The organism is Acinetobacter sp. YH12156 (assembly GCF_013418235.1).
GTDB lineage: Bacteria > Pseudomonadota > Gammaproteobacteria > Pseudomonadales > Moraxellaceae > Acinetobacter > Acinetobacter pseudolwoffii.
This window is the reverse complement of the sequence record NZ_VPCL01000024.1, coordinates 1-8,060: the sequence shown is the minus strand read 5'-3', so window position 1 is coordinate 8,060 and position 8,060 is coordinate 1. Positions and strand designations below refer to the sequence as shown.

Here is an 8,060-nt window from a genome sequence, read left to right as displayed (position 1 = left end):
TTCAAACAAATTCAGGCTGGGTTTATACTGCATTTATTATTGATGTGTTCTCACGAGCAATTGTTGGATGGAAAGTATCGACACGGATGAATACAGATATGGTGCTCGATGCATTGGAGCAAGCATTTAGGGCGGCAGAGGGGGCTGGAACGCTGAGTGCGCCCATGCCGCATTGCGAAGCAAAAGATAATCGGATAAAATGTAGCAATTCATATTCGTAAGCGTGGAGTAATCAGATGGGAAATTCCAAGTCAGCAGACAAGTAAGCCGCAACAACCAGTATTGTTGTTGCGGCGCTCTGTAAGGCTAGTCTCATCTGATTGCTGACGAGCAGACGTCGCCCGGTATTCCTTAATCGAGGGTTGATTCGTCATGACCACCACACGCCCCGCGTGGGCCTATACGCTGCCGGCAGCACTGCTGCTGATGGCTCCTTTCGACATCCTCGCTTCACTGGCGATGGATATTTATCTCCCTGTCGTTCCAGCGATGCCCGGCATCCTGAACACGACGCCCGCTATGATCCAACTCACGTTGAGCCTCTATATGGTGATGCTCGGCGTGGGCCAGGTGATTTTTGGTCCGCTCTCAGACAGAATCGGGCGACGGCCAATTCTACTTGCGGGCGCAACGGCTTTCGTCATTGCGTCTCTGGGAGCAGCTTGGTCTTCAACTGCACCGGCCTTTGTCGCTTTCCGTCTACTTCAAGCAGTGGGCGCGTCGGCCATGCTGGTGGCGACGTTCGCGACGGTTCGCGACGTTTATGCCAACCGTCCTGAGGGTGTCGTCATCTACGGCCTTTTCAGTTCGATGCTGGCGTTCGTGCCTGCGCTCGGCCCTATCGCCGGAGTATTGATCGGCGAGTTCTTGGGATGGCAGGCGATATTCATTACTTTGGCTATACTGGCGATGCTCGCACTCCTAAATGCGGGTTTCAGGTGGCACGAAACCCGCCCTCTGGATCAAGTCAAGACGCGCCGATCTGTCTTGCCGATCTTCGCGAGTCCGGCTTTTTGGGTTTACACTGTCGGCTTTAGCGCCGGTATGGGCACCTACTTCGTCTTCTTCTCGACGGCTCCCCGTGTGCTCATAGGCCAAGCGGAATATTCCGAGATCGGATTCAGCTTTGCCTTCGCCACTGTCGCGCTTGTAATGATCGTGACAACCCGTTTCGCGAAGTCCTTTGTCGCCAGATGGGGCATCGCAGGATGCGTGGCGCGTGGGATGGCGTTGCTTGTTTGCGGAGCGGTCCTGTTGGGGATCGGCGAACTTTACGGCTCGCCGTCATTCCTCACCTTCATCCTACCGATGTGGGTTGTCGCGGTCGGTATTGTCTTCACGGTGTCCGTTACCGCGAACGGCGCTTTGGCAGAGTTCGACGACATCGCGGGATCAGCGGTCGCGTTCTACTTCTGCGTTCAAAGCCTGATAGTCAGCATTGTCGGGACATTGGCGGTGGCACTTTTAAACGGTGACACAGCGTGGCCCGTGATCTGTTACGCCACGGCGATGGCGGTACTGGTTTCGTTGGGGCTGGTGCTCCTTCGGCTCCGTGGGGCTGCCACCGAGAAGTCGCCAGTCGTCTAACCGACGACTGGTAGCAGGCCCGCTCCGATGCGGCGCACTAACCATCGAAACCTCGTGAATGTCGGTATCCTGTCTGGCAGGATACCGCTCATTTCCCTTGTTCAGTTCATCGCCGTCGCCGAGCATCTGAATTTTCGGCATGCGGCCAAGGCACTTGGTATCAGCCAGTCGAGCGTCAGCGCGCGTGTGAAAGCGCTGGAGGATAACCTTGGTGTCCTGCTATTTGAGCGCCATGCGCGGGGCGTTCGGCTAACAGACGCAGGCAGGCACTTCATGGGGCACTGTTGCAAATAGAGATTTGAGTCGATGATGTTCCCTTTAAAAAGTACTTAGAGACCGAAAACCCTGTTGATTAGACACACTTCACCCTGAGGCTGACCATAATAAAATGACGATGCTTGTCCTTTACGTAGTGCACGCATGACTTCAATACCTTTAATTGTGGCATAAGCCGTCTTCATAGATTTGAATCCTAATGTGGCCCTGATGATCCGCTTTAGCTTGCCATGATCACATTCAATCACGTTATTTTTATACTTAATCTGCCTGTGCTCAAGGTCTGGTGGACATTTACCTTCCCGTTTTAACCGTGATAAAGCACGTCCATATGTGGGTGCTTTATCCGTGTTGATCACTTGTGGAATTTGCCACTTCTTCACATTATTTAAAATTTTTCCAAGAAAACAATAAGCTGAATGGGTATTTCGTCTAGCAGAAAGATAGAAATCAAGAGTATGGCCACGTTGGTCAACTGCACGGTATAGATATGCCCATTTGCCATTCACTTTTACGTAAGTTTCATCCAGATGCCATAAATGTCGATCTGTAGGATTACGCCAATACCAACGTAAACGTTTTTCCATTTCTGGAGCATAACGCTGAACCCAGCGATAAATTGTGGTGTGATCAACATTCACTCCACGTTCGGCCAGCATTTCCTGAAGTTCACGATAGCTGATGCCATATTTACAATACCAACGAACAGCCCAAAGAATGATTTCACCTTGAAAGTGCCGACCGTGGAAGGGATTCATCTGCTGTATCTCGAAATAAATAAGATATTTAGCTTATCATGTCAGCCTATTTGCAACAGTGCCCAACTTGCGACACTAAATTGGGTAGATTGGTTCAATAAAGAGCGTGTACATAGTGCACTAGGTTATGTATCACCTTTTGATTTTGAAGCAATGTACTATGATAAGATTAACCCGTTAGGTCAGGTGGCCTAACTTAAATAAAAAACTCTCCGACAAACCCGGTACGGTTCACCTTTATCTTTGTTTGTGATGAATACATTAGCAAGTTCCCATTTAGGTGCTGCATGAGAGAGAATTGGTAAAGATAGACAGAGTCCTAAGATAAACTTTTTCATTAATTGTCCTATGAAATCTCATAATGATTTGTTAAATCATAACTTAATTTATTGCTGATCTAGCTTAGCTTATAATTAATTTGAATTATTTTTACGTTGTTTGAGAACTTCTAATCCTAAATCCTTCCAAATTTGCCATTTCATATCATTTGGGTCTATTTCAGCAGTTTTAAGCAGAATTCCAAGTAATTCGGCTGGGTCACGCTGATCAAGGTTAGCAATTTCAAAAAGTGCGCCTAATTGAATGAGATGACGTGTACGAGCTTTTCGTTCAGCTTCCTTTTCTGCATTCAGTAATTTTCTGACTGCTATCTTCTGTTTATTCGCTCGATCTATGGCTTTTTCAGCTTTGATCAAGGCATTCAATTTTTTCTCTTGGTCGGGAGTACGGTATTGGATTTGAGCTAATTCTAATAAAAGCTTTTGTGCATCACTGGGATTCTTTAAAGCAGAAATGTAGGTAATTTTTTCAGACAGCCAATCATTATTCATATTCAATTCCTTAATTCATATACCGCAAAAGCACAGGCTCAATACTCAAAGAACGATAACAAAATAATTACGTCCAAGGTACGCAATTTTGTTAAAGTCGTTCTAGAGATTGTCGCCTGTACTTCCATCAAAAAATTGATGGCGCGCTTAGACGTTTCTCAATTTCATTGAGAAACCTAAGCACGTTAGGGACTTCATCCCTAAAACCCTGAAACTTCTTTTTTTCGTTCAATTGAAAATTGAATGAAAAAAAGAAGTACCAAAGCTAGGAGCAACAGCATGCAACTAAAACAGGTATTGGGAAAAATCAAAGATATTAGTTTTGGCGTGATCGCAGCACCGCTAATTATCATCATTATGATGTGGGCTTCGATACTTGATCAAAGAGCGTTTAAAAAAGAACGTAACCGAAAAAAGGAACAGGATAAGACCTAATGGCGATTGCTCGTTTAAGTGTCAAAGTCGGTAAGGCAGGTAAAGCAGCACCGCATGCCGAATATATTGATCGGGATGAAGAAAAAAAGCTGAAACAAGAACAGGCAGAAACCGACCTTGAACATAGTGCCTATGGGAATATGCCGAAATGGGCTGAACATAATCCGATTACCTTTTGGGAAGCAGCCGACCTTTACGAGCGCAAAAATGGCAGTACCTATCGAGAATATGAAATTGCCCTGCCTAGAGAGATGAATGCCAAACAACGTCTAGAACTGGTTGAGGAGTTCATTCAGTCCGAGATCGGCTCAAAATATCCATATCAGTTTGCGATTCATAACCCTAAAGCAATGGACGGCAACGATCAGCCCCACGTGCATCTCATGTTTAATGAACGTCTGCAAGATGGAATCGAACGAGATCCAGAGCAATATTTCAAACGCTATAACAGCAAAAATCCTGAACGTGGCGGAGCTAAAAAAGACAATACAGGCAAGAGTTACCAGGAACGAAAAATTGATATTAAAGACCTACGCCAAAGATGGGCGGATTTATGCAACAGCCATTTAGAAAAACATCAAATTGATAGCCGTATTGATATGCGAAGCTACAAAGAGCAAGGCATAGAGAAAGAACCCGAAAAGAAACTGTTACCAAGCCAAGCCAAAGACCCTGAAATTAGGGAAGCCCTACAACAATCACGTACAGCCTATAAAGAGCTTGAGCGACTAGACTTAGGCGACCCCAAACAAGACCTGAAAGACCTCAAAAACAGCCCAATTTCAGACAAAGAAATTAAACAGGGTATTGAGAGCTTTAAGGCTGATTTTGACAGCTTTAAACAGCTTGCTTTGGAACAGTACAAACAACAGCAGAAATTAGAAAGAGAGCAACAGAAAACAATGAAGTTTAGAGGGATGAGCCGATGACACCTGATGAAAAAAAGCTATATGCACTAATGGCAGTTGCAGAACAACAGCAGAACCTCGTCAATCAGGCCGTTAAAGAGCTTCAAATCACGAAAGAACACATTCAAAGCACTATTGCTGGGCAGACCCACCATACTGTATCAAAATCGCTAAATACGGGCTTACAGGAGGGTACAGCGGAGCTTATTAAGACCGCTAAAGCACTTGGACGCTTGAATAATTCAATTGAATCAGCCCGTGATCAGTTGTCATGGAAGCTCATTACCATTGTTCTAGGCATCTTTGCCATTCTGATGCTTGGTATCATTTGGCTGTTTAGTGTTTATATCAAACCTTTAGGCAATATCCCGCAGATCGAGAGCCTGAGACAGCAAGGCATCCAGTTTGATATTGGAAGTTGTAAAGTTGATGGAGAATCTAAACCGTGTGTCCGAGTGATGAAAAAGCAGTGCGGATATGGAAAAAATGGCGATTTTTGTGTCATAGACCCAAAATAATAAGAATATTTCTTATGCTAAAAGAAAATTCTTACTTAATTTCAATTCTACGAGAGGAAAAGGGGTAATCATGCCATTGATTGAATATTACGGCTTGTTATTTGAATGGCATGACCAAAAAATGGATTTAGTCTACAGAGGGCGTGAAATTACGTTCGAAGAAGTCTGTAGTATTTTCCTTGATCCTGCATTGATGTCTTTTGATGATGTAGGACACTATGACGAACAACGACTAATATCAGTCGGTTTAAGCAATCGTGGTAGACTATTAACAGTGGTTTGGGTTGAACGTGGAGATGTTGCGAGAATAATCACTGCATTTGAACCATCACATCACCAAAAGCGGAGGTACAGCAATGCAAAATGAATTAGAACGCTATAAAAATTTTGATCCTACCAATGCCCCATTGGTTAAACCTAGTTTTGTGAAAAAATTACAGGAACGTCACGCCATCGCTCAAGCAAAGGCTTTTGATGCTGATGTGGTGACATGGTTAGGTTCACAAGATAATGAAACAAAACAACATATTAACGATATGGTTCGCCATATTATGGCATTGAAACGTACTTAATTAGGTATGACCTCCCTTTTTTGTTTTAATGTTTGATTGATTAATTAGAAAGCTCATTTGGTATTCATACCAAATGAGCTTTTACTTTATAGTTTTTGAAGGATACGCCGTGGTTAAGGAAGTTGTTATGTTGAAACATTCAAGTTTGGAAAGAAAAGAGTTCAAGCATGAAGAACTTGCACTAATAAAAAAACTTGATTTCAACGATATTGAGATTATTAAGCCTGATAATCTTGGACAAATCTTAATTTGGACTTCTAAACTTGCTGAATATCATCATGCTCAATTTGTTGAATTTAGTCATAAGTTAGATATTGTTGATGAAATAGAAGAGCGAGAAGAGATTAACAATAAGATTAATTTTTATAGAAAAAGTAGAGTTTTAGAGAATCATATCAAGGATTTCTATCTAAAAAAGCTATTGGATCAAGGAGAAGCGACAGTAAAGGGATATATCAAACATCCGATTAAACAGGATACAAATTACGCTGTAATTTCTTATCACGGATATCATTTTGTTAGTTTTGCTACTCCAGAGATTATTGAAAAATTTCCCTTACATTTTATTGATTTTGTACAAAGTGAAACACCAAAGACATTAGCAGATATACACTCTGATGAAGCTGTACTGCTATCAACGGTTAAGAATTTTATAACGCCCTTTAAAGAACAATATAAAAAAATAAAGAGTAAAAATAAGGAGATCAAAGAACACAATACGGTCGTACATAAAATTTATATAAAAATTAAAAATAAAGAAGCAACTTTGCAAAAGCCAACAGATTCAAAGCCTAAAGAATCTAGCCCCAAATCTGATGAAAAGATTACTTTACCAGTAAAAATGAAGCAGGTAGCTATTCAGCAAAATATAGCTTCACAAGAAAAGTCAATTACTGTGATTAAGAAGCGAAAATTTGCTTTAAATAAGGATAAGTAAATTTGTAATTGTAAATTATAAAGAAAATCCCCCCTAAGCCTTGCAACTTAGAGGGGTTTTCCAGTAAATTCTACGGTACGCAGTTATTTGATGTTAACCCATCGAATAACGAAGATCATAAGGTTTGGCGACCGTTATGATTTCACCAAAGGCTGGTACCTGAACTCTATTTTCACAATAAACAGTGTTTAGATCAAGTCTCAAAATGATAAGTCTTCGTTAATCCGTGTTTTAAATCATCAAATAAGCATCATAGATCGAGCTTTGCCTGCTTCTGCGTGTCCGTTTTAGGGATTGGCATGCGTTGCATGTGGAGGGAATAAGTGTCACTGGTGCAACGTAGCGATAGTCGAAAGGCTAAACCGCTACAGGGGAATCTCACAAAAGCGGAGCGTTAAGAGTAGCTGTATAGGTTGGTTAAGTTGCATGTTGGGGAAACCCTCGCAGAGATACCGCCATACTTCGACAGGGAGCGCGTGGGAGAAGGTGCAAGACCTTTAGTCCTTGTCTGCATAGTCTGCAAAGCTATGTGCGGATACGACCGATATACGTGGCTCCGAAGCCAAAAGAATATGCGGTAAATCGGCAATACTTAAAGGATGTGTCATTTTTTTAAATGACCGCCTTTAGGGAGAGTATTGCCGAAACTCTCTCAACCGTTCACCAAAGCCAAAGCACGAAGTGCGACGCTTGGGTAACGAGTTGAGAAGTTGAGAGCATGTGCTTTTGCTTTTATAGGTTTTTATATTTTTATAGAAGAGCTTTTGAGAAGCTTGTTCTGCTTAGGCTATTATTAAAATCCAATTCTGTTTGTATTAATAATAATGTTATTAGAATATTTTCCTCTGACATCATCGCAAACAGTTGTATAGCTATAATATTCATAGGTTTTTAGAGTACCAATAATATAGCCTCTTTGAAAAATAGGTTCCCATTGATTAGTAAATGGGCTCAAGAAAAGACCTTGTGAACATTCAATCGCTAAATTATTTTTCACTACATTATTTTTAGGATTTGAGTGAACTTCTTTTATAGAAAAATATCTAATATCATTATTATTTGGTGCTGTTTTGATTGAATTTTTGTCTACATATATTTTAGAAATCTCACCTTGAACCGTACCGGGTTTGTCGGAGACCAAGCTTTCTGAGAGAATGTCCCGATGAAAAAAGTAAAATATACCCCTGAAATCAGAGAAAGAGCGGTTCAATTATTGATTGAATCCGAGAAAGATTATCC

At 41.9% G+C, this 8,060-nt stretch carries 11 protein-coding genes and 2 pseudogenes; 10 read left to right on the top strand and 3 right to left on the bottom strand.

Translation table 11 applies throughout. From position 1 onward, the window contains the following. The 3 genes and pseudogenes from FTU87_RS14710 to FTU87_RS14700 all read left to right on the top strand — a co-directional run. A pseudogene (locus tag FTU87_RS14710) lies at positions 1-125 on the top strand (DDE-type integrase/transposase/recombinase); the annotation flags it as partial. A 247-nt stretch (positions 126-372) separates the two neighbouring features. Next, a complete protein-coding gene (floR, locus tag FTU87_RS14705) occupies positions 373-1,587 on the top strand; it encodes a chloramphenicol/florfenicol efflux MFS transporter FloR (protein WP_000214122.1) in 1,215 nt (404 codons plus the stop codon). A 27-nt stretch (positions 1,588-1,614) separates the two neighbouring features. Further along, positions 1,615-1,881 carry a LysR family transcriptional regulator gene (locus tag FTU87_RS14700; RefSeq protein WP_077170324.1) on the top strand — a complete coding sequence of 89 codons (267 nt, stop codon included), beginning with the start codon at positions 1,615-1,617 and terminating at the stop codon, positions 1,879-1,881. Positions 1,882-1,916: 35 nt separating this feature from the next. On the opposite strand, the gene FTU87_RS14695 is transcribed toward FTU87_RS14700, so the two are convergent. After that, positions 1,917-2,621 (bottom strand): IS6 family transposase, encoded by a 705-nt coding sequence (locus tag FTU87_RS14695; RefSeq protein ID WP_005028420.1) that lies wholly within the window; start codon positions 2,619-2,621, stop codon positions 1,917-1,919. 63 nt (positions 2,622-2,684) lie between these two features. On the opposite strand from FTU87_RS14695, the pseudogene FTU87_RS14690 reads away from it, so the two are divergent. Continuing rightward, positions 2,685-2,816, top strand: a pseudogene (locus FTU87_RS14690) (IS3 family transposase); the annotation flags it as partial. 218 nt (positions 2,817-3,034) lie between these two features. On the opposite strand, the gene FTU87_RS14685 reads toward FTU87_RS14690, so the two are convergent. After that, a complete protein-coding gene (locus FTU87_RS14685; protein ID WP_108091264.1) occupies positions 3,035-3,451 on the bottom strand; it encodes a conjugal transfer protein TraD in 417 nt (138 codons plus the stop codon). A 279-nt stretch (positions 3,452-3,730) separates the two neighbouring features. Here FTU87_RS14685 and FTU87_RS14680 point away from each other — a divergent pair, with 279 nt between their 5' ends. The 6 genes from FTU87_RS14680 (at position 3,731) to FTU87_RS14655 (ending at position 6,821) form a co-directional block, all read left to right on the top strand. Further along, positions 3,731-3,886 carry a hypothetical protein gene (locus FTU87_RS14680; protein ID WP_002061201.1) on the top strand — a complete coding sequence of 52 codons (156 nt, stop codon included), beginning with the start codon at positions 3,731-3,733 and terminating at the stop codon, positions 3,884-3,886. Beyond that, positions 3,886-4,815: a MobA/MobL family protein gene (locus tag FTU87_RS14675; RefSeq protein ID WP_119065094.1), complete on the top strand. Its 930-nt coding sequence runs from the start codon at positions 3,886-3,888 to the stop codon at positions 4,813-4,815. The genes FTU87_RS14680 and FTU87_RS14675 overlap by 1 nt, the downstream gene beginning before the upstream one ends. Beyond that, positions 4,812-5,312: a hypothetical protein gene (locus FTU87_RS14670; RefSeq protein WP_068550831.1), complete on the top strand. Its 501-nt coding sequence runs from the start codon at positions 4,812-4,814 to the stop codon at positions 5,310-5,312. The genes FTU87_RS14675 and FTU87_RS14670 overlap by 4 nt, the downstream gene beginning before the upstream one ends. 70 nt (positions 5,313-5,382) lie before the next feature. Further along, the gene (locus tag FTU87_RS14665; protein ID WP_042087986.1) at positions 5,383-5,679 is read left to right on the top strand and encodes a BrnT family toxin; all 297 of its coding nucleotides are present in this window, start codon (positions 5,383-5,385) and stop codon (positions 5,677-5,679) included. Next, positions 5,669-5,884 (top strand): hypothetical protein, encoded by a 216-nt coding sequence (locus tag FTU87_RS14660; RefSeq protein ID WP_042087985.1) that lies wholly within the window; start codon positions 5,669-5,671, stop codon positions 5,882-5,884. The genes FTU87_RS14665 and FTU87_RS14660 overlap by 11 nt, the downstream gene beginning before the upstream one ends. 127 nt (positions 5,885-6,011) lie before the next feature. After that, on the top strand, positions 6,012-6,821 hold the full coding sequence (locus FTU87_RS14655) for a hypothetical protein (RefSeq protein WP_108091266.1): 810 nt from the start codon (positions 6,012-6,014) through the stop codon (positions 6,819-6,821). 793 nt (positions 6,822-7,614) lie between these two features. Here the strand turns inward: FTU87_RS14655 and FTU87_RS14650 are convergent. Beyond that, positions 7,615-8,031, bottom strand: a complete 417-nt coding sequence (locus tag FTU87_RS14650) for a hypothetical protein (protein WP_163169825.1) — start codon at positions 8,029-8,031, stop codon at positions 7,615-7,617. Positions 8,032-8,060: the final 29 nt, after the last annotated feature.